Below are 20,365 nucleotides of genomic sequence, written 5' to 3'. Positions count from 1 at the left end.
TGCCAGCTTCTTCAAATGCTTATCGTTTAAATCGCGACTAGCCTTTAGCTACCATCACCATTGCTGGGCGCACTAAACGACCATTTAAGCTGTAACCTTTTTGCATTACCGCAACAACGGTATTTGCTGCTACGCCAGGGATTTCTTGCATCGACATTGCTTGATGCAATTCTGGGTTGAACGCTTCGTCTTTCGGGTTAATTTCCTGAATATCGAACTTTTCTAAACCCGACATAAAACTTTGTAGCGTTAATTCAACACCTTCAAGTAATGGCTTTTGTGCTTCATCTTCACGATCAAAGCTTTCAATTGCGCGCTCTAGGTTATCAACTACTGGGAGCAGTTCGTTAACAAACTTTTCTAATGCAAACTTGCGCGCCTTTTCTACGTCCTGTGCACTGCGGCGACGGATGTTTTCAACTTCAGCCTTAGCTCGCACCACGCTATCTTTTTGGTCAGCAACTTTTGCTTCAGCCGCGGCTAATTTAAGCTCAAGTTCATTGATTTTTTCTTGTTCAGCAGAAATGACCTCACCTTCAACGGCTTCATCTGTTGCTACTTCTTCAACAGATACCTCTTCTTGGTTCTGATCTTCTACTTCTTTGTTGATTGATTCGTTTGACTCAGCTGTCATGAAAAACTCCGCGTATAATAACTAGCGTAGGCGGTTTTACACCCTAAAAACTCATATGTTGCATATTATGGGGATTGAAAAAGATGATTCAAGTAGTTGCTAGGATAATTTTACACATTAATAGCAATTAATCGCGTTAGTTACACATTTAGTCGATTCATGTGCCGAAAAGCACTATGTATCGGCGGCTATTACCGCTAACTTATACTTTACAAACAAGGTGATAAGTACGACACTGAGCGCAATGTAATAACAAGTCGCTAAATCATATGAGCAGGCTATATAACACCATCGGCTTAATTGGTAAGCCCCAACACGAAGGCGCAAAAGCCAGTATTGAAATGTTGCATCAGTATTTGACGCAGCAGGACTATAACGTGGTAACCGAGGCAACCGTCGCTCGTTCATTAGCGATAGACAATATTGAAGTATGCACACTCAACGAAATTGGCGAAAAAGCCGATTTGGCCATTGTTGTCGGTGGTGACGGCTACATGCTAGGCGCAGCGCGCGTATTGTCGAATTACGACATAGGCGTTATTGGTGTTAACCGAGGCAATTTAGGTTTTTTGACCGACTTAGCGCCAGATAATATTACAGAACCGTTAGAGCACATTCTTGCTGGCAAGTCGCGCAGTGAACAACGCTTTTTAATCGAAGCGGAAGTGTACCGCCATGGCAAACTAAAAAGTGCCAACAGCGCGGTAAATGAAGCGGTATTGCATGCCGGTAAAGTGGCCAATATGATCGAATTTGAAGTGTATATCGATGGCAGCTTTATGTTTAGCCAGCGCTCTGACGGATTAATTGTATCAACGCCAACAGGTTCAACGGCTTATTCGATGTCTGCTGGTGGCCCCATTCTTACACCAAAACTTAACGCATTATCACTTGTGCCAATGTTTCCACATACATTAACTTCTCGCCCTATTGTTGTAGACGGCGACAGTGAAATAAAATTGGTGCTAGCTAATGAAAACTATGAAAATTTGCAAGTGAGCTGTGACGGTCATGTGATTCTAGCTGTAATGCCTGGCGATCAGGTCATTATTAAGAAAAGCCCAAATACCTTGCGCTTGGTTCACCCACTAGATCACAACTATTTCAACGTCCTTAGAAATAAACTCAGTTGGGGTAATAAACTGTATTAATACGCTAAGCCTTTATTGGAAAAGGCTTAGCAGCTAACCTCGATTTTTTTCACATTCTTTTTTTGTTTTACACTTGATTACTGTATAAAACCTGTATAAATTAACTGTAATTTCATACAGTGATTATCAGGTTAATTATGCTATTACAGTTAAATATTCAAAACTTTGCCATTGTGCGCCAGTTAGATATTGACTGGCAAAAAGGAATGACAAGTATTACCGGGGAAACAGGTGCAGGTAAATCTATTGCGATAGATGCGTTGGGTCTATGTTTAGGGGAAAGAGCCACAACTAATGCCGTGCGCCCAGGTGAGAAAAAAGCAGACCTTGCTGCAACCTTTGATATTAAACATAACCAAGCTGCGATTGACTGGTTAGATAATCACGACCTATTAATGGACGACGAGTGTATTTTACGCCGCGTTATTTCAGCAGAGGGACGCTCCAAGGCCTACATAAATGGCAGCCAGGTACCGCTAGCGCAACTAAAAGACTTAGGCCAATGGTTAATCAATATACATGGCCAGCACGATCATCAATTGATTACCAAATCTAGCGAGCAACGCCGCATCCTCGATGACTATGCCAATCACTATCCTTTGGTAGATCAAGTGGCTTACTACCATCGTAATTTACATCACCTCCAAAGTGAATTAGAGCGTTTACAAGAAAGTAAAAGCCAGCGGGATGCCAAGTTGCAGTTGTTGGAATATCAAGTGAATGAGCTAAACGAATTTGACTTACAACCCAATGAATTCGAACAGCTGGAACAAGACTTCAAGAAACAAAGTAGCGCCCAGGATTTGCTACATGAATGTTTGCAGTCTTTATACATGCTAACTGATGGTGAACAATTTAACGTACTAGATGGCTTAAATAAAAGCATTGAGGGTATCCAGAAATATGCTGATTTGGATCCTAAATTTGCAGAAATTTCCACTATGCTTAACGACGCCATCATTCAGGTTGAAGAAGCAAGTAACGAGCTTAGAAATCATCACGATCGTATCGAACTCGATCCACAAGCCTTTAACACCATAGAGCAACGTTATTCGCTGGCGATCGAATTAGGCAGAAAACACGGCATCGCGCCGGTGGATTTACCACAATTTCATGCAGGCCTGTTAAAGGAGTTAGAAGGTATTAATACTGACGAATCTAGGCTCGATCAATTGCATCAAGAAATAGAAGACTGCAAGGCTCAATATATATCGGCAAGTGACAACCTATCTCAAAGTCGCAAAAAGCATGCAGAAACATTAAGCAAACTGATCACCGCAAGTTTGCAAGAATTGAATATGGAACATGGCCAATTTTGTGTTGCAGTAAATGATGCAGAAAGCGAGAAATCATCTCCATATGGCACCGACGCCATTTCATTTGACGTTAGTTTAAACCCTGGCCAGCCGCTAGAAGCAATGAATAAAGTTGCTTCAGGTGGTGAAATGTCGCGTATTAGCCTAGCAATGCAAGTTATCTTGGCTAGCCGTGTAACCACACCAACATTAATTTTTGATGAAGTAGATGTCGGTATCAGCGGCCCAACCGCTGCTATGGTGGGTAAAAAACTAAAACAACTAGGCGAGCATACGCAAGTGATATGCGTGACTCACCTGCCTCAGGTAGCGAGTAAAGGCCACCAGCAACTGTTTGTCGCTAAACTAACCGACGGTGAACACACAGAAACGTCGGTAAGGGAACTTAATGCGCAAAATCGTGTCGAAGAAATTGCTCGTTTGTTGGCTGGCGATACAATTACAGACAGTAGCCTAGCTAATGCCGAAGAGCTTTTAGCAAGCTAGCAGCCGAATTTGAACGATTTTGTAAAATTGTTTTGTATATCACGGGCTGCTTGGTTATTATCGCACTTCAATAATTTTAGGATTTATAAAGTTTCATGTTGGTTAGAAGTATTTCCCTCGCCTTAGTGTTGGCGTTAAGTGGTTGTTCAAGTTGGGTTTATAAAAGAGATATCCCACAAGGAAACTTTGTTGAGCAAAGAGACATCGACAAGTTACAAATCCAGATGACCAAAGAGCAAGTTAAATTTGTTCTTGGCACGCCTGTGGTTGAAGACCCGTTTTCATCAGACGTGTGGCATTATGTGTATCGCTTTAAATCAGGTAAAAGTTCAGATCTGAATATTTCGCGCAAATTTACGGTTTATTTTGAGAATGACCGTGTAGTAAAAGCCGAAGGCGATTATGAGTTACCCGAGAGTTTTTACACTCCTATGGTGAACTAAACAAGTTCCAATCAAAAAAGCGACCATCAGGTCGCTTTTTTATTACTTTTTCAGCGGGTTTACTCTGCCACCGGTTACTTTATCCGCGCGTCCTTCCGCTTTGGCTTTTTCCGCTCTGCGTTTGCGTACCTCTTTAGGGTCAGCAATTAACGGGCGATATATTTCAATGCGATCGTAATCTGCCACTTCGTCGCTTAACTTGGCATTGCGATTCCAAATGCCTACTTTATTAGTGGCTAAATCAATTTCAGGAAACAAATCAACAATTCCTGATTCTTCAATCGCTTGTTCCACCGTGCTACCTTGCGCTACCGATAATGACAGTAACTCTTGTTTTGTCGGCGTACCATATACCACTTCAATGTGAATCTGCTCAGCCATTGGCTCCCCCAAATTTATCCTTCGCACGCGCTATAAAGGCTTGCACCATGTTATTGGCCATATGGTTAAATGCTTTCCCAAAGGCAAGATCAAATACTTTGCTTGAAAACTCGTACTGCAATTCTAAGTTTATTTTACAGGCCTCGTCTGACAATTTAGTTAAATGCCATTTACCGGTTAACTTTTTAAACGGCCCATCAACCAAGGACATTTCAACCGATTCATTCGACACTAAGGTATTTTTGGTCGTAAACCACTTTTTAATACCGCCTTTGGCAACTAATAAAGATGCCGTCATTTGTGAATCACTGCTTTCTAGTACCTTGCTATCGTGGCAATCTGGCACAAATTCAGGGTACGCTGCAATATCATTTATCAGCTGGAACATCTGTTCTGCGCTGTGCATTACAAGCGAACTTCGATTGACTACTGGCATTTAACCCCGCAAACACTGCTATATTGTTTTAATCTTGGCAATAATATCAAAGCTGAAACAAAGATAAAATTTGAATTGTACTTTAAATACGTCGAGCAATACGTATAATGACGCCCGTTATGGCAAAGAAAAAATCCAAACAGTCAAATAGCAACACCATAGCGCTGAACAAAAAAGCGCGACATAACTACGCCCTATCCGATAAATTTGAAGCTGGTATGAGCCTTCAAGGGTGGGAAATCAAAAGTATTCGCAGTGGTAAAGTGAATATCTCTGATTGTTATGTACACATTAAAGATGGTGAAGCTTACCTAGTGGGTAGTGAAATTTTACCGCTTAATGCTGCATCCTCTCATGTAGTATGCGACCCTGTGCGCTCAAGAAAACTGCTACTTAATCGCAGAGAACTTGATCGTTTAGTGGGCGCGGTTGAGCGTGATGGCTATTCACTGATAGCAACTGCCATGTACTGGAAAGCCTGCTGGGTAAAATTAGAGTTTTATCTTGGTAAAGGTAAGAAGGCACATGATAAACGCGCTGATATTAAAGATAGAGAGTGGAATATCGATAAAGCGCGTATAATGAAACATAAAGTAAGGTAAACTTGCTTTAACTTTCATTGTCTTAACAATTAAAGCGCAGTAAAATGCGATCTACTTTGGGGCGGATTCAGGATTCGACGGGATTCACGAAACCCAAGGTGCATGCCCAGGGGCGGTTGGCCTGGTAAAAAGCCGCAAACTTATAGTTGCAAACGACGAAACGTTCGCACTAGCAGCTTAATGCTAGCCATCCCCGCAAAGTTTTACCTTTAGACTTGCGGTGTTGATGGTCATATTATAAAGGTTAGCGAGGGAATCTTGTCTGAGGATGAACCGCGAAACAGTATCAGACTCACCAGAAAGTAGCCTGTCGCTCGGCGACTGACTGGTTAAACAATAGAGCGACTAAGCATGTAGGACCGAGGATGTAGGTTTTTCGGACGGGGGTTCAACTCCCCCCCGCTCCACCAAATCCAAAATAAAAAGGCGCTTTTTAGCGCCTTTTTTGTTTGGAATATTTCTCATACTCAAAGATTGTATTACTCCTAAATGAGCAATAATTCAGGGGTATTGCTTGACACGCAAGGGTTGCCACCTAATTCCCTAGAATTCTACTCTGCAAGAACCAATAAACGTCATTGCGTGCCTGACACGGAATCTACTTTTGCTTTGCTTAGAATGTATTTATCACTCCTAAAGGAGTAATAGTCCAGGGGTGTTGCGTGCCCCCCCTAGGACGTACCCCCACGCCCCAACTCGGTTTGACGACCCCGTTATTGTTTTTTAATGATGTCGACGCACCGTCTCAATAGCACATCCCTGTCCTATTTCACCTTGTTCTTCGTCCATGAAGAACTTATGCGTGATCATCAAAAAACACTATCGGCAACCCTCAATGGGGAATTGGTTATGTTGGACGGCTCGTTGTGTGATAAAGAATACCCTTAGGTTGATACTCTTTAAAATAAGCTATTTTAGATACAAGGTTAGGAAATTTTGGATTTAAGTATCTGCTTCTACCAGATGGTTTGAGGATCAGTAACCCTATAATTTTTGAGTTTTTTTAGATTATATGATGTAGCATATTGCGTTGAAAAATTGGATGGTGAAAGAAGCAATGCACCAACTATTGAGCCTGTTGGATACCATTATCCTAACGGCGCCGAATGGAACCAAAGACAATAATAGGGAAAGTGCAAATGGCACAAGTAATAAAAACAACATTGATAATTTTAATGACTTTTGTCTTGTTAGCGTGCGGTGACAAAAATACAGAAAAGTTAGACAAACAAGCTATAGCGAAAATTCTTCAAAAATTCCAAAAAACATATTCAACAAAAGGAATAGAAGCCGCTTATTCATACATTAGCAAACAATCTAAATTGCACCCGAGGGAAATGGCAATTAAAGCCAACAAGATAGGCTCTCAAATTAGGTTGTATGAATTAGATCAAAAGATGGGGCATTTTACAGATCTAGAAAAAAAAGCGGTTATAGAAGTAAAAAATGACGTAAATCATGCAATATTTTTATATGAAAAAATGGAAGATTCAGAGCAGATTAACTATAACGGCATGCCTTTATTGTTAGCAGGTGTCTTAGAGGCAATTTACCAATATGAAGAATCGATAAAAATCTTCGAGAAATACTTTGATGAAGAACAACATATTCAGCATCCCACACTCTATGTTTCTGGCGCTCAATACGCAAATTCGCTCGCATTTATAGGCAGAAAAAACGAAGGTGATGCATTGTATTTATCTGTCTATAACGCAAACAAGAAAGATGAAAAGATAGTGATGGCTTATTTAAGATATCAGGGTATACATCATGGATATGAAAGGATGAATTCTTTTTATCAGGAATATGTGGAATCTTATCGCCTATTTGCTGGTTTAGACTTCCAAGTTTGTTATGTTTCTGAGTTTAAGCTTGAAACACAAAAAGCAGTAAGTTGTTACCAAGATTTCTCTCAAAAATACACGGCCTCATGGGGAAATGAAGACTTTATAAATCACGCTGATACATATGTTCAAGAAAACAGTTAAAATTACATCGAATCTATTATATTAATTTACGAACGGTAGTTACGTATGCAACATGAAAGTACAGATTTCCCCCAAACGGGAATTACTAAGCCGTCTACATAATAAACTGCTAAATTTCTATGAACATGAGCAAAATACAAGACTTACAATTTAACAAAGGAACCGGAGCGCTTTTCAAGGTTGAGCACGAAGGGAAGATGGTTAAGTGCTTTGTAACCCAGGACAATGAGTTCTTAACTAGGAAGGCTAGCCCAGGACAAATATTTCCAAATATCTTTAATCGTTATACTTCAGTTATCTATCAGGCGGCGGTTAAAAATATACAAACTAAAGGCATTGATTCAAATCCTTGGGGCAATCATATCACGGCCCAAGATATACAAGAGGCTCAACGCGAGTGCTAACGGGTAGCTAATGGCACACAGTGGTCATAGGCTCTTTAACAAATATGCGATTAACTTTATTGTGTGATTTAGACCTATTATTAACAACCGACCAATCAAGTTCAGACTTATACAACAAAACTATTTAGTAAACCCTAAATGAGGTATTGGCTTCACATACTCCTTTGATTTACACCAACTACAAAAAGCCCTACCTAGCCACTCTATTTCGCATGATGTACACGCAAAAAACGAGGCCCTTGGCATCTGATTTAAATCGCTATTACTTCCTAATTTTATAGCAGAATTACTAGTAGTTGGTTTGTAAGTTAACTTAATTCCATTTTCTTGTTCGTAATTAAACCTACGAGGGTGCATGGCCCAATCCTTTTCCCAGTAATCATCGATTATGTGTTCTCTTAAAGTTTCCTTAAACCCCTTGTTGTTTCCTTTATCTAGCCAATATCGAGCGTCTTCAAGAGAGATGGTTAGCACAGCACTACCACCATTCTGTAATATTGAATCAGCTAATAAATTATCGCGATGCCGACATTTAAATATGACGGCTATTTCCTTTCCATAGCTTTGAATAAGCGCATCGACATTACGATTATGATACTTAGCATTTACTTCAACAGAATCGAAAACCAACTTTCCTCTGTCTGCTACTACTGTCTCTTTGCCGCTTGGGGTATACATTATTTGGTTGGGAGTTTTTAAGTACTCGCTTTCCAAAATGATTTGTTTGGCCATTGCCAATACTGAAACATCAAAAGAATACATACACTCCTTTTTCGCACCATATTCAGGTTTATACGTTGCATGTTTAAAATGCCAAACATTTTTAGTACCTTGTTGTGCGCTCAGCGGCATACCGCAGGAAAAACAGTAGCATTCACATTTTTCACCGTTAGCTACATCTTCGACTTGTTTGCTCTCGCCGGTATTCTTGTAGTTGCCAAAAAGTATATGATCTTCTAATGCCATTCTGAAAAAATGATTACCTTATTGTGATTACAAATTACTCCAAATGACTAGAACAATCAAAACGTACAATTTAGTTACAATTTAATTTTTAGGCAGGTACATCTAAGGCACGAGTTTTTTTATCAACGTTTTGAAGTTGAAGTACCAAAGGTAGTACCACCAAATATTACGAAAAATAAAAACCCTAATTAACAAAAGGTTAAAGTATCAATTCAGATGTCCCCCGCTCCACCAAATCCAAAATAAAAAGGCGCTATTTAGCGCCTTTTTTACAATATCCATCATAAGCTGATTTGGGAACATTTAAATATCTCATCAGCGCTGCTTTTCATTCCTTTTTCATCGGCAGTAGAAAAATCGTAATAAAAACCCTTACCATTGTGGGACAAAACAACTGCGTAGTTTAGTTTATCATCTCCCCAATCCCAGCGATGTTTTATCCCATGCCTTTGATAAATCGCTGCGCTGGCCACTGTTTCACCACTCAACAAAATGTATCCAACAGTATCCATTTCAAAATTTTTGATAAAACCAATTTCAAAAACTGTGTCGCCACCTTCATAAAAATCTTTACAGCGCCAAGCAACTATAGAATCCACTTCCTCTGATGTTATCTCATAACCTTCCAGATTGAGTACCTTAGTAGGGGTGTGCTCCACTTGCACATAATGTTCACTCGGATTTTCAGAGGGCTTCGCACTTTTGTGTAACCTGTACTTACCACTTTGAGTAGATTGGCAAGCGGACAAAAAGGCTATCATGAGAGCAAAAGCAATCAAATGTTTTAGACTGTTCATTGGCTTTAAGTTGTTTAAAAAAATCGAAGAGAGGTTAAAAAACAACCAGCAAAACTTCAACTAGAATAGTTTTATCGATTTGTAAATAAAAATTAGAGATTGCTGAAGAGCAAGAGCATTCACATTTTTTGCCTATTTCAATTGTGACTGCTAGATAAGCTTTAAAGTGAACTAGCTCAGGCACTAGATCGTAAGAACAATATTACCTTTTCATTAGGAGCTTTCATGTCCCACAAAGGTTTGTATTGGTTTACCAACGATTTGCGCGTGCAACACAATCCATTGCTTCACACACTAGCAGAGCAATGCGAGCAAGCGAGTTTTGTGTATGTATTCGATCCTAGGTGGATTGATAAACGCAATTTTAATCAGCGCTATCTTGGTATTCACCGCCTGCGCCTACTGATTGAATCACTCATCGATTTACAGCAAAACTTGGCATTGCAAGGGCATCAATTGCATATAATAGAGGGACCTGCTGAACAAGTTATCGCCTCGCTTTGCAACGCTATGCACATCGATTCACTCTATGTCGCTCATCAAATCGGTTTGTATGAGCAGGAAGCCGTGGCGAAAGTAGCCCATCTGTTAAATAGCACGACAATTGAACAGTCACATAGCTATACCTTATTTTCACCAGAGCAACTTGAACAGGCACAAGCACTGCCTTTTGCGTCGCCACCAAGCTTTAGCAAATTTAGACGCATCATCGAAAAGCAGGCCATTGAGCCACGTATTTTCCCAATAGCGAGCCCATTATCTGCGATTGATAGCGTTTCATTACCTCATACTATTGAAACGATTACACCAAGCGCATTGTGGCAACAATGCTTGCTTAACTTTTTTCCAAGTTCGCGAGGATTCGACATTAGCCAACCATTTAATATCCAAGGTGCGGAGCTTTTAGAGCACAACGGCAGTTGTGACTTACAAGGGGGTGAAACCGCCGCAAACGTGCACATTTGCCGCTATTTTGAATCTAAATCAGCGTCAACCTATAAAGAAACACGCAACGCCCTGCAAGGCAAAGATAGCTCAACACTGTTTAGCCCCTATTTAAGTATGGGCAATGTCGCAGCATCTGATATCTATCAACGGTTGAAAAACTATGAAGCCTGTTATGGTGAAAATGAATCTACCTATTGGATATATTTTGAATTACTGTGGCGCGAATATTTCCAGTGGCTTGCCATCAATATTAAAAGCCAGTTATTTCGTTTTAAAGGCTTATCAAAAAAAGGGCCCTTGACTAGTTATTTCCCAGAGCGCTTCAAAAAATGGTGCGCAGGAAACACGCCCTATCCACTGGTCAATGCCTGTATGCATCAGCTCAACACGACAGGCTTTATGTCCAATAGAGGTAGGCAAATTGTCGCCAGCTGTCTTGTTAACGAACTTGGTATTGATTGGCGTTATGGCGCCGCCTACTTTCAAGAAATGCTGATTGACTACGACACCGCAAGTAATTGGGGGAATTGGCAATATATCGCAGGCGTTGGCGTTGATCCGCGCGGTGGTAGGCATTTTGATATTGCTAAGCAAACACGCATATTTGATCCTGATAACGCTTTTATCAATAAATGGCAGGGACAATATGAACAGGCAGCGCTTGATTCTATCGATGCCGCTGATTGGCCAATAGCATAGCATTGCCATGAACAAGCCTAAGGAAAGTAAAGTCTGCGTTGTTTGCTTACGGCCATTTACTTGGCGAAAAAAGTGGGCTCGGGATTGGGCCCAGGTCAAGTATTGTTCTAAACGCTGCGCAAGTAACCGCCGCCAGAAAGCGTGTGCATAGAATACGATTAGCGTTTCGCGTTAATTGCAGAAACGTAATAGTTTCCTATAGTTATCTTTAACATTCAGCCACGTTTTATAATCAAGAACATGCTCTTAAGAAGAATAACCGAACACGTAAAAGCGCAAAATTGGTTTGCCGTGTTTCTCGATTTCATTGTGGTGGTACTCGGTATCTTTGTTGCACTTGAAGTCTCCAACTATAAAGAAGCCAAACAATCTGCCGCATTTGAAACAAAAATGTTGGTACAAATTCAAGCCGCACTGAGTAATGACATTAGCTATTTTGAAGGTATCAGAAATCGATTAGAGCCAGCATTTAACGCGAACCAGACCCTACTTAAGCATTTGTATAAAAAAGAAGATATTGACGAAAAAGAACTGCTTCAACTGCTCGATGATAGCTTTATTGGCTATGTCTTTAGTTATAACAAAGGTGCCTATGAAGCATTGAAAGCATCGGGGTTAGATAAAGTAAAGAATGATGATTTACGCAATCAAATGGTGCACTTTTACGATTTTACTGCCCCTCGCACTGCCACCTTAATACAGTATCGCTATCGTGATAACGGCAGAGAAGCTTTGTATCGAAACAGATTAGCATTAATGGAACTGGGCCCAGTATTTAGTGAAGAACTCAATGCCTATGACGTTGCAAGAACAAGAGTTAAACCCAACGTGCTAACGTCCCCCATATTACTAGAGTATGTAGAACATGCTAATGGTTTAATAATGCACGCTAGGTTTCGGCTGAAGATGATAAAAGAAGAGGCAGTGATACTTGATAATGCCCTTACAAATGAGTTAAAAAAGAGGAAAGCTATATAATTCATTATGTTAACTCGAGTGCTTGAATTTTCATGGTAATCAATAACGCGACGATTTCGTTGCTCAAAAAACTGCAAGCCTCCATCCTCTTATTATTGGTAACGGGGTGTGCATCACTTCCATCCAATGATCAACAAATTGAAAGCTATGCTATATCGCCTACACAAACCTCTGTTTTAGAAGAGCGCGCAGAGAAAGGCCGTAAAAGAGATAACCAAACACAAAGCAGCACAGGGATCTTACCGCTTGCAGAAGGTATTGATGCGTTTGTCGCAAGAGCTGCATTAGCGAGACTTGCACAACATTCATTGGATGTTCAATATTATTTATTTCACAGTGATTTAACTGGCAACTTACTCACCGCTGAGTTTTGGCGTGCTGCAGAGCGTGGCGTACGTGTACGCATTTTACTTGATGATATGGATATGGCTGGCCGAGATAAAACGCTGGCTATTTTAAACGCGCATGACAACATTGAAATCCGCATATTTAATCCCTTTATTCGCGGTAAATCTCGAGCAGGCCAATACATTACCCGTTTTGGCAGCGTTACTCGACGAGCACACAATAAGGCATTTATCGCCGACAATCAGTTTGCCATTGTAGGCGGCAGAAACATTGGCGATGAATACTTTGGAGCAAACCCTAACTTGGCATTTGGTGACCTCGATGTGATGGTAACGCAGCCATCTACGGGCGAGGTGTCTTCAGCTTTTGATCTTTATTGGAATAGTCCGCTCGCCTACCCTGTAGAAACACTGATAAAACATCAAACCAGTGAAGAAGAACTTGCCAGCGTAGAAACTTATATCGACACCTTCTACCAAGAGAACAAAGATAATAAGTACATTGAAAGCCTGCAACAAAGCAAACTATTGTCGGCTAGTTATCAGCAAGGAGAAGATTACTTCTGGGGCGACACAGAAGTGCTCTATGATTTACCTGATAAAATTAGTGAAGACAGAGAAAATACAGCCTTTCATCTAGCGCCAAAGCTAGGGCCTTACTTTCTTAATGCAAAAGATCATTTGCTAGTGGTTTCTCCCTATTTTGTGCCCGGAAAAAGCGGTGTTGAATTCTTTCAATCGCTGCAAGAAAAAGGGGTTAAAGTCAGTATTTTAACTAATTCATTAATGTCTAATGATGTACCAATTGTACATGTGGGATACGCTCGCTATCGCGAAGAGCTCATTGAAGCAGGCGTGCAACTCTATGAACTTGATCCTAAGGCACTAGGATTAGATTTTAAACGGCAAAAAAGCGGTAAAAATCGTGAAGGCATAAAAGGGTCGAAGTCGAGCTTACATGCAAAATACTTTGTTATTGACGACCAGTTTACCTTTATTGGTTCGCTTAATTTAGATCCGCGCTCAGTTATAGAAAACACCGAGATTGGTGTTGTGGTAGACAATGAGCAGCTTGGTAGTCGTTTAACCCAGCAGTTTAATGCCCAGATTAAACATGTCGCCTTTAAAGTCACCTTAGAAAAGGGTGATTTACTATGGACGCGCACCTATAGCGACGGCAGTTCAAAAACATTTGATCAAGAACCCTACAGCAGTTGGTGGGATCGCCTTTCGATTTTCTTTATGTCGCTACTACCGGTTGAATCTCAAATTTAACTACCCCGGTAACCCATCAATACGAGCTTTAGTTAAAATGCTAGTGTAACGCACAACAAAGAAACTAAACGCGACTATCCAACAAGCGCCAGAAAGGATGACAGCAAGCTGGTAATTACCGAGCCAACTTGGCAAAAATACACGCATTAAAAATGATAGGTTGATAAAAACAAAGGCAAACACCATCAGCCTTGGCGCAACAATTTTTCTCCCCGTATGCCCTAAGGAAACGCGAGAAATCATCGATAAAATCATACCCCCCATACCGCCGATTGTGATGGCATGTAACGCCAATGATTGAATACCCATGCCAAGTTGTGCCATTCCTAACATCACAAGCCCAATACATACTGCCCAGTAACTCACGTGCAATGACCACACTAAAGGCGTTCTAAGCGTCACCCATATGCGCCAACGCACCGCCCTAACAAAGTTAATACTGCCTGCTGCAATTAAGCTATAACTTGAAAATTCGGCGAGACTAGGATGACCAATTAGCGTTGTAATGGCAGCAAACAGCACTGAAATAATAGAGGCATGCTCCAGCCACGCAATCGCCGGCACGCGCTGCGTGTTTGTGCCATTTGCAGTAAACATGGGAAAAACACGCCCCCCCATGATGCACATCACCACCGCAACGAGCAGAACCATTGCATGAAACAACCACAACCCCTGCAAGGCAACACCAGTTAATGCGTAATACCAGCTCAAGCCATTTAATGTTGCCATTGCCAATAAAATGGGCACAAACATAACATTGCGCCATTGTTTAATTGTAAAGATAGGCTTGCCTAAAAAGTACGCCGAAAATAATAGAAATGACACATCGAGAAGTGCGATTAGAAGCATTGGCATAACAGGTATCAAAATAAATAGCCGAGCGCCTAACCACAGTAAAAAGAGCAAGAGTAAGGGAATACCTGACACAGTATCTAGTTGCGTCCAAGTGCGCGCTGCCGTCAGTAAAAAACCGACAACCACAGCTACCACAAAACCGAATAGCATTTCGTGCATATGCCACCAATACATGCCATTGATGGGTTGCCAGTCAATGGCGGAATTGTACATTGCAAGCCATAGGGCGATGCTTAACACAGCAAATACCGCGGCTGATAGAAAAAAGGGACGAAACGCTAATTGCCAAAAAGGTGGTGCAGGTTTCTTGTTGCTGGGCTCTTGAATCTGCCCGGTTGGAGAAATTAAACTCATAACGACCTCTAAAAAGGATGCCCTAGCGACATGTAAAACCCTTTGTTGTCGTCCTTACCAAACGCCATTTCCATTCGAATAACCACGCCAGCTTCTGGTTTAACCGCATAAAAACCGCCAACCGATGCAGAGGGGTATAGATTGTCGCTATCTGAACAAGACAGCGAGCCTTCATCATTGTCGCCGTGCAAACAGGTAAGCGAGGCATATGCGACCATGCCCCATTTATCAGTAAAATTAATGCGTTCATCAATTTGTATGGCCGTTGAATAAGGGGCTAGATATTGGCCGGAGGTATAGCCTTTGGTACGGACTGTTGCCCAGGCAGCTACAGGTGCATCATCGGTATACTTACCTTTGATATTTATCGCCAATACGCTACTTTCGCCGTGAGACAAGTAGTAGTTATATTTAAGGCGATACACATCGAAGTTTTCTACACCTCCCAAACTTTCCCGATAAGCGGTATTGTCCGCTTGAAAGTAATGACCCTGGGTGGCCGAACGTGGTCTATCTCGGCTATCGTATTCTATCGTTAAGCCTAAACCATTTGAGCGAAAACCGGCCAAACGGATAGTGTCATTGCGCGCATCTACACTGTAGTTTGTAAAATCGAGACTATTGCCCGGAATAATCTCGTCACTATAGATAGAATAATTGGTACTGATGAATTGACCGCCTAAAAACCATTGATCAAATACGCGATAGGCCCACTTGAAATAAAACGCCGATACTGAATCGGTTGTTTTAAGCGGCATACCGCTGCCTAGAAAATCGTCGTAATCATTTTTTATCTCGCCAGTAAAAAACGCGCTAAGAATACGCTGCCTATCTTCATCGAAAAAGGTATTGGCAAAAGCGACGCCTGTATAAGACTTGGTACTTGAATAATTTCCGGTCAAACCAAACATGGATGCGGCAGATTTAGGATCGAATGTATGCATGTAACCAAGCATTGCACCAGCGGTTGTACTGAGCTTTGGATTGGACGTCACTAGTGGCGTAAACAACCAAGGTGACGACTGTTCGGTGCTATTTTTATCGGGTTTATCGCCCTCTTCTTGTGCGCTTACTGTAAGCGATAAACACGCTGCCACTGCATACCACAATCTTGTTAGCTTCATCTGTTACCTTGTCTTCTCAAGTCACTTCGCTGTTAACATCAGCGTAACATTAAACATCAGATAAAACTAAACTTTTACTTTTTGCTCAACGTATTAGACTAAATAAAACTATCACAAAAAGAGACGCTTGGTGGTAACGAACAAATTGGTGAAAAACACAACCAATAACACAACCATAGTATGGCTAAGAAATGACCTACGCCTTCGCGACAATCGTGCGCTTACAGCTGCCTGCGAACGCGGCGACATTATCCCTATCTATATTTTTGAACCCAAGTCACTTCAACAGCTTGGCGGTGCTAGCAAATGGTGGCTGCATCATAGCTTGAATCAATTACAGCAGTCATTTGGCGGTAAACTACTTATCTTCGTGGGTAAGCCTTTAGACATATTGTCACAGCTCATCGAGTCAACAAAAGCAAATGCCGTGTATTGGAATAGGCGTTATTTACCAGAGGAAATAGAAACGGATATAGATGTAAAGGCCACATTATCCGAACAACAGGTAGCGGTTAAGTCTTTCAATGCTTCTCTTTTGTGGGAACCTTGGCAAATTACAAAACAAGACAATACGCCTTATAAAGTCTTCACTCCTTTTTATACGAAAGGCGCGTTACCTAAATCTCCTGCCTTTCCTTTGCCCGCGCCGCCGCAAATGACGTTTGGTGATGTGCCAGTAACATCAGTTCAGCTAGATGATATTGGCCTGTTGCCAACCATAGATTGGGACCAAGACTTCTATCATCATTGGCAACCAGGTGAAGCAGGTGCTAGTCAACAATTGGCTCTTTTCCTTGATGATGCCGTAAATCAATATAAAAAAGACAGAGATGTTCCGTCACTGCCAGGTACGTCTAAATTGTCACCTCACCTGCACTTTGGCGAAATATCACCAAACCAAATTTGGTATAGCGTGAAACAAGCACCGTTGCCCGAAAGTAGCAGTGCAGATATTGCCACCTATTTGAAAGAGCTTGGATGGCGTGAATTTAGTTATTATTTATTGTTTCACTTTCCGCATATGCTAAACGAAAACTTTAACGCTAAGTTCAACCATTTTAAGTGGCAGCATAACCCCGAATTTTTGACCGCATGGCAACAAGGCAAAACGGGCATTCCGATTGTTGATGCAGGTATGCGCGAACTTTGGCAAACAGGCTACATGCATAACCGAGTACGTATGATTGTTGCCTCATTCTTAACTAAAAATTTGTTAATTGACTGGCGATATGGATTGCAATGGTTTCACGATTGTTTAGTTGATGCAGATCAAGCCAGTAATTGTGCAAGCTGGCAATGGGTCGCAGGCTCTGGCGCCGATGCAGCGCCTTACTTTCGCATATTTAATCCCGTTTTACAGGGCGAGAAGTTTGACAAGATGGGCGAGTATGTCAGCCGATATTGTCCCGAACTAGCGAAACTACCGCCAAAATATATCCATAAACCGTGGCAAGCACCCGAGGATGTTTTACAATTAGCACAAATAACCTTAGGTGATACCTACCCACACCCGTTAGTCGATCTAAAAACGTCTCGAGAGCAAGCATTAAGTAGGTACGCACAAATCAAGTCGTAACAAAGGAAATAGAATGGAAAATCTATTGCAGGACAGTGGGCTACTTAAAACAGACTCCTACATAGACGGTGCATGGATAACATCAAACACTACATTTGATGTTATCAACCCTGCAGATGGCCAAACCTTAGTATCTGTTGGAAATGCTACAGACAGTGACGCAAAAGCTGCGGTAAAAGCGGCCGACGATGCTTTTGCGTCTTGGTCTAGCTTAACGTCATATGACCGCGCTGATTTACTACATAAATGGCATCAGCTGATGATGCAACATCAAGACGATTTGGCGCTAATACTAACGCTTGAACAAGGAAAGCCGCTTTCAGAGGCAAAAGGCGAAATAGCCTATGGTGCTTCCTTCATACAATGGTTTGCACAGGAGTCCATTCGTGTCTATGGCGATACCATACCGACACAGGATAGGCATAAGCGCGTCGTTGTCATAAAACAACCCGTTGGCGTTGTCGCTTCTATTACGCCATGGAATTTTCCAAATGCAATGATTGCCCGTAAAGCGGCAGCGGCACTAGCTGCAGGCTGTACATTTGTTGGGTTAGCGTCTGGGTTAACGCCATTGTCGGCGTTAGCAATGGCAGAGCTTGCCGATCGCGCAGGTATTCCTAAGGGCGTTTTTAATATACTAGCGAGTGACGATGCACCTAGCATAGGCAAAGTGCTTACTCGCGATGCTCTAGTGAAAAAGTTTACTTTTACCGGCTCTACTCGGGTAGGCAAAATCCTCACTGAACAATGTGCTAGCACGGTAAAAAAAGTGTCTATGGAATTAGGTGGCAATGCCCCTTTTATCGTGTTTGAAGATGCTGATATTGAGCAAGCTGTGCAAGGAGCTTTAGCCTCAAAATATCGAAATGCAGGGCAAACCTGTATTTGTACTAATCGTATCTTTGTTCATCAAGATATCGCAGACACGTTTACGGAAAAATATGTCAGTGCAGTAACTGAGCTCAAATTAGGCAAAGGCATTGACGCAGGAACAAATGTCGGTCCAATGATTTCGGCTGCTGCGGTTAGTAAAACCCATGATCTAGTGCAGCAAGCGGTTGCGCAAGGTGCTAAGTTAGCATGTGGCGGCAATTTATCCCCTTTAGGTGAGAGTTTTTATCCACCGACCGTATTGACGGAAGTAGACAACACCATGGCTGTTGCGCAGCAGGAACTATTTGCTCCTGTTTCGCCCATTATTCAGTTTAATAACGAAGCTCAGGTTGTTGCCATGGCCAATGATACACCTTATGGACTTGCCGCTTACTTTTACAGTCGAGATATCAGCCGTATATGGCGTGTCGCAGAAAAACTGCAATTTGGCATGGTTGGCATTAACGACACGGCAATATCAAATACCGCAGCTCCCTTCGGTGGTATGAAACAATCAGGGTATGGCAGAGAAGGTTCAAAATACGGGCTAGATGATTATTTGGATATTAAGTATTTATCGTTCGCCCTTTAGAAACAAAAAAGCCCGCAGAAGCGGGCTTTCAAATAGCATTAACAGTATTTACTCTTTACCGTAAACGTTATTTTCTTGTTCTTGCACACGAATAAAGGTTGTGCGCTTTGATAACTCTTTTAAACGAGCCGCACCAACATAAGTACAAGTAGATCTAACGCCACCTTGTATGTCTTGAATGGTGTTTTCTACAGAACCTTTGTAAGGTAACAATACGGTTTTACCCTCAGCTGCACGGTAGTTTGCAACACCACCAGAATGCTTATCCATAGCGCTCTTAGATGACATACCATAAAACTTCATAAATGTTTCACCATCTTTCTCGATGATTTCACCACCACTTTCTTGGTGGCCAGCTAGCATTCCGCCAAGCATTACAAAGTCAGCACCGCCGCCGAATGCTTTAGCAACATCACCTGCACATGCACAACCACCGTCACCGATGATCATACCGCCTAGGCCATGCGCTGCATCGCCACATTCAATAATGGCTGAAAGTTGTGGGTAACCGACACCTGTTTTAACACGTGTAGTACATACCGAACCTGGGCCAATACCTACTTTAACGATATCCGCGCCAGCAAGGATAAGCTCTTCACACATATCACCCGTTACTACGTTACCCGCACTGATAACCATATTTGGGTGCGCTTCACGTACTCTTTGAACGTATTCTACAAGGTGCTCTGAGTAACCATTTGCGATATCAATACAAATGAACATTAAGTCATCAGACAGCGCTAAAATATCTTTTAACTTGTCAAAATCTGCGTCTGAAGTACCAGCAGAAACCATCACGTTGTTTAAAACACTTGCGTCGTTCGCGCTAACGAAGTCAGCCCATTGTTCAACAGAGTAGTGCTTATGTACGGCAACCATAGCGCCGTACTTAGCTAATGAAATAGCCATTTCAAAACTACCAACTGAATCCATGTTGGCTGCAATGATAGGAACACCTTTCCACTTACGACCGCTGTGTTTAAAGGTGAATTCTCGATTTAAGTCAACTTGAGATCGGCTTTTTAAGGTCGAACGTTTGGGACGAAAAAGAACATCTTTAAAACCTAATTTTAAATCTTGTTCAATACGCATAAATAGCTCCTGATTTCGCTATGCTATGTAAATTAATAATAGTCCGTG

Annotated in this window: 20 protein-coding genes and 1 other RNA gene; 13 read left to right on the top strand and 8 right to left on the bottom strand. The window is 41.6% G+C overall.

Translation table 11 applies throughout. The annotated features are described in order from the left end of the window. Positions 1-37: 37 nt before the first annotated feature. The gene (gene grpE, locus QUD85_RS05010) at positions 38-634 is read right to left on the bottom strand and encodes a nucleotide exchange factor GrpE (protein WP_093327416.1); all 597 of its coding nucleotides are present in this window, start codon (positions 632-634) and stop codon (positions 38-40) included. Positions 635-903: 269 nt separating this feature from the next. On the opposite strand from grpE, the gene nadK reads away from it, so the two are divergent. The 3 genes from nadK (at position 904) to QUD85_RS04995 (ending at position 4,030) form a co-directional block, all read left to right on the top strand. Beyond that, positions 904-1,785 carry an NAD(+) kinase gene (gene nadK, locus QUD85_RS05005; protein WP_093327414.1) on the top strand — a complete coding sequence of 294 codons (882 nt, stop codon included), beginning with the start codon at positions 904-906 and terminating at the stop codon, positions 1,783-1,785. Between the two features lie 137 nt (positions 1,786-1,922). Continuing rightward, positions 1,923-3,587 (top strand): DNA repair protein RecN, encoded by a 1,665-nt coding sequence (gene recN, locus QUD85_RS05000; protein ID WP_093327412.1) that lies wholly within the window; start codon positions 1,923-1,925, stop codon positions 3,585-3,587. A 95-nt stretch (positions 3,588-3,682) separates the two neighbouring features. Continuing rightward, positions 3,683-4,030 carry an outer membrane protein assembly factor BamE gene (locus QUD85_RS04995; RefSeq protein WP_093327410.1) on the top strand — a complete coding sequence of 116 codons (348 nt, stop codon included), beginning with the start codon at positions 3,683-3,685 and terminating at the stop codon, positions 4,028-4,030. Positions 4,031-4,072: 42 nt separating this feature from the next. Here the strand turns inward: QUD85_RS04995 and QUD85_RS04990 are convergent, their stop codons facing one another. After that, positions 4,073-4,411, bottom strand: a complete 339-nt coding sequence (locus QUD85_RS04990) for an RnfH family protein (RefSeq protein ID WP_093327408.1) — start codon at positions 4,409-4,411, stop codon at positions 4,073-4,075. After that, positions 4,404-4,847, bottom strand: a complete 444-nt coding sequence (locus QUD85_RS04985; RefSeq protein ID WP_093327406.1) for a type II toxin-antitoxin system RatA family toxin — start codon at positions 4,845-4,847, stop codon at positions 4,404-4,406. Before QUD85_RS04985 ends, QUD85_RS04990 begins: the two co-directional genes overlap by 8 nt. Positions 4,848-4,966: 119 nt before the next feature. Between QUD85_RS04985 and smpB the strand changes: the two genes are divergently transcribed. The 4 genes from smpB (at position 4,967) to QUD85_RS04965 (ending at position 7,841) form a co-directional block, all read left to right on the top strand. After that, positions 4,967-5,449, top strand: coding sequence for an SsrA-binding protein SmpB (smpB, locus tag QUD85_RS04980; RefSeq protein ID WP_093327627.1), 483 nt, complete (start codon positions 4,967-4,969; stop codon positions 5,447-5,449). 58 nt (positions 5,450-5,507) lie between these two features. Continuing rightward, positions 5,508-5,859, top strand: a transfer-messenger RNA (tmRNA) gene (gene ssrA / locus QUD85_RS04975). A gap of 729 nt (positions 5,860-6,588) precedes the next feature. Next, complete coding sequence (locus QUD85_RS04970) at positions 6,589-7,437, top strand: hypothetical protein (RefSeq protein WP_093327405.1); 849 nt, start codon at positions 6,589-6,591, stop codon at positions 7,435-7,437. Between the two features lie 125 nt (positions 7,438-7,562). Beyond that, positions 7,563-7,841 carry a hypothetical protein gene (locus QUD85_RS04965; RefSeq protein ID WP_143047907.1) on the top strand — a complete coding sequence of 93 codons (279 nt, stop codon included), beginning with the start codon at positions 7,563-7,565 and terminating at the stop codon, positions 7,839-7,841. Positions 7,842-7,961: 120 nt separating this feature from the next. On the opposite strand, the gene QUD85_RS04960 is transcribed toward QUD85_RS04965, so the two are convergent. Both QUD85_RS04960 and QUD85_RS04955 read right to left on the bottom strand, forming a co-directional pair. Then, positions 7,962-8,807, bottom strand: a complete 846-nt coding sequence (locus tag QUD85_RS04960) for a hypothetical protein (protein WP_093327402.1) — start codon at positions 8,805-8,807, stop codon at positions 7,962-7,964. A 281-nt stretch (positions 8,808-9,088) separates the two neighbouring features. Continuing rightward, on the bottom strand, positions 9,089-9,604 hold the full coding sequence (locus QUD85_RS04955; RefSeq protein ID WP_093327400.1) for a hypothetical protein: 516 nt from the start codon (positions 9,602-9,604) through the stop codon (positions 9,089-9,091). Positions 9,605-9,829: 225 nt separating this feature from the next. Here QUD85_RS04955 and QUD85_RS04950 point away from each other — a divergent pair, with 225 nt between their 5' ends. From QUD85_RS04950 to QUD85_RS04935, 4 genes are all read left to right on the top strand, one after another. Continuing rightward, positions 9,830-11,251 carry a DASH family cryptochrome gene (locus tag QUD85_RS04950; RefSeq protein ID WP_093327398.1) on the top strand — a complete coding sequence of 474 codons (1,422 nt, stop codon included), beginning with the start codon at positions 9,830-9,832 and terminating at the stop codon, positions 11,249-11,251. A gap of 7 nt (positions 11,252-11,258) precedes the next feature. Next, positions 11,259-11,402, top strand: coding sequence for a DUF2256 domain-containing protein (locus tag QUD85_RS04945; protein ID WP_093327397.1), 144 nt, complete (start codon positions 11,259-11,261; stop codon positions 11,400-11,402). An 89-nt stretch (positions 11,403-11,491) separates the two neighbouring features. Further along, positions 11,492-12,229, top strand: a complete 738-nt coding sequence (locus tag QUD85_RS04940; protein ID WP_093327395.1) for a hypothetical protein — start codon at positions 11,492-11,494, stop codon at positions 12,227-12,229. A 32-nt stretch (positions 12,230-12,261) separates the two neighbouring features. Then, positions 12,262-13,851 carry a phospholipase D family protein gene (locus tag QUD85_RS04935; RefSeq protein ID WP_093327394.1) on the top strand — a complete coding sequence of 530 codons (1,590 nt, stop codon included), beginning with the start codon at positions 12,262-12,264 and terminating at the stop codon, positions 13,849-13,851. Here QUD85_RS04935 and QUD85_RS04930 read toward each other — a convergent pair whose 3' ends face one another. Then, on the bottom strand, positions 13,852-15,060 hold the full coding sequence (locus QUD85_RS04930) for an NnrS family protein (protein ID WP_093327392.1): 1,209 nt from the start codon (positions 15,058-15,060) through the stop codon (positions 13,852-13,854). Between the two features lie 8 nt (positions 15,061-15,068). Continuing rightward, positions 15,069-16,184, bottom strand: coding sequence for a hypothetical protein (locus QUD85_RS04925; RefSeq protein ID WP_093327391.1), 1,116 nt, complete (start codon positions 16,182-16,184; stop codon positions 15,069-15,071). A 130-nt stretch (positions 16,185-16,314) separates the two neighbouring features. Here QUD85_RS04925 and QUD85_RS04920 point away from each other — a divergent pair, with 130 nt between their 5' ends. Next, positions 16,315-17,760, top strand: coding sequence for a cryptochrome/photolyase family protein (locus tag QUD85_RS04920; protein WP_245732042.1), 1,446 nt, complete (start codon positions 16,315-16,317; stop codon positions 17,758-17,760). Positions 17,761-17,773: 13 nt separating this feature from the next. Next, positions 17,774-19,225 carry an NAD-dependent succinate-semialdehyde dehydrogenase gene (locus QUD85_RS04915; RefSeq protein ID WP_093327389.1) on the top strand — a complete coding sequence of 484 codons (1,452 nt, stop codon included), beginning with the start codon at positions 17,774-17,776 and terminating at the stop codon, positions 19,223-19,225. A gap of 48 nt (positions 19,226-19,273) precedes the next feature. On the opposite strand, the gene QUD85_RS04910 is transcribed toward QUD85_RS04915, so the two are convergent. Next, positions 19,274-20,317 carry a GMP reductase gene (locus QUD85_RS04910; protein WP_093327388.1) on the bottom strand — a complete coding sequence of 348 codons (1,044 nt, stop codon included), beginning with the start codon at positions 20,315-20,317 and terminating at the stop codon, positions 19,274-19,276. Positions 20,318-20,365: the final 48 nt, after the last annotated feature.

Source organism: Thalassotalea agarivorans (genome assembly GCF_030295955.1).
Lineage (GTDB): Bacteria > Pseudomonadota > Gammaproteobacteria > Enterobacterales > Alteromonadaceae > Thalassotalea_D > Thalassotalea_D agarivorans.
The sequence above is the reverse complement of the archived record's forward strand: the minus strand, read 5'-3'. Positions and strand labels throughout refer to the sequence as shown.

Excerpts from the sequence above, each read along its gene's own strand:
- QUD85_RS04945 (WP_093327397.1), top strand. The coding sequence starts at position 11,259 with ATGAACAAGCCTAAGGAAAGTAAAGTCTGCGTTGTTTGCTTACGGCCA.
- QUD85_RS04965 (WP_143047907.1), top strand. The coding sequence starts at position 7,563 with ATGAGCAAAATACAAGACTTACAATTTAACAAAGGAACCGGAGCGCTT.
- smpB (WP_093327627.1), top strand. The coding sequence starts at position 4,967 with ATGGCAAAGAAAAAATCCAAACAGTCAAATAGCAACACCATAGCGCTG.
- QUD85_RS04930 (WP_093327392.1), bottom strand. The coding sequence starts at position 15,060 with ATGAGTTTAATTTCTCCAACCGGGCAGATTCAAGAGCCCAGCAACAAG.
- QUD85_RS04940 (WP_093327395.1), top strand. The coding sequence starts at position 11,492 with ATGCTCTTAAGAAGAATAACCGAACACGTAAAAGCGCAAAATTGGTTT.
- QUD85_RS04990 (WP_093327408.1), bottom strand. The coding sequence starts at position 4,411 with ATGGCTGAGCAGATTCACATTGAAGTGGTATATGGTACGCCGACAAAA.
- recN (WP_093327412.1), top strand. The coding sequence starts at position 1,923 with ATGCTATTACAGTTAAATATTCAAAACTTTGCCATTGTGCGCCAGTTA.
- QUD85_RS04955 (WP_093327400.1), bottom strand. The coding sequence starts at position 9,604 with ATGAACAGTCTAAAACATTTGATTGCTTTTGCTCTCATGATAGCCTTT.
- QUD85_RS04935 (WP_093327394.1), top strand. The coding sequence starts at position 12,262 with ATGGTAATCAATAACGCGACGATTTCGTTGCTCAAAAAACTGCAAGCC.
- QUD85_RS04915 (WP_093327389.1), top strand. The coding sequence starts at position 17,774 with ATGGAAAATCTATTGCAGGACAGTGGGCTACTTAAAACAGACTCCTAC.
- QUD85_RS04970 (WP_093327405.1), top strand. The coding sequence starts at position 6,589 with ATGGCACAAGTAATAAAAACAACATTGATAATTTTAATGACTTTTGTC.
- QUD85_RS04985 (WP_093327406.1), bottom strand. The coding sequence starts at position 4,847 with ATGCCAGTAGTCAATCGAAGTTCGCTTGTAATGCACAGCGCAGAACAG.
- nadK (WP_093327414.1), top strand. The coding sequence starts at position 904 with ATGAGCAGGCTATATAACACCATCGGCTTAATTGGTAAGCCCCAACAC.
- QUD85_RS04950 (WP_093327398.1), top strand. The coding sequence starts at position 9,830 with ATGTCCCACAAAGGTTTGTATTGGTTTACCAACGATTTGCGCGTGCAA.
- grpE (WP_093327416.1), bottom strand. The coding sequence starts at position 634 with ATGACAGCTGAGTCAAACGAATCAATCAACAAAGAAGTAGAAGATCAG.
- QUD85_RS04910 (WP_093327388.1), bottom strand. The coding sequence starts at position 20,317 with ATGCGTATTGAACAAGATTTAAAATTAGGTTTTAAAGATGTTCTTTTT.
- QUD85_RS04925 (WP_093327391.1), bottom strand. The coding sequence starts at position 16,184 with ATGAAGCTAACAAGATTGTGGTATGCAGTGGCAGCGTGTTTATCGCTT.
- QUD85_RS04995 (WP_093327410.1), top strand. The coding sequence starts at position 3,683 with ATGTTGGTTAGAAGTATTTCCCTCGCCTTAGTGTTGGCGTTAAGTGGT.
- QUD85_RS04960 (WP_093327402.1), bottom strand. The coding sequence starts at position 8,807 with ATGGCATTAGAAGATCATATACTTTTTGGCAACTACAAGAATACCGGC.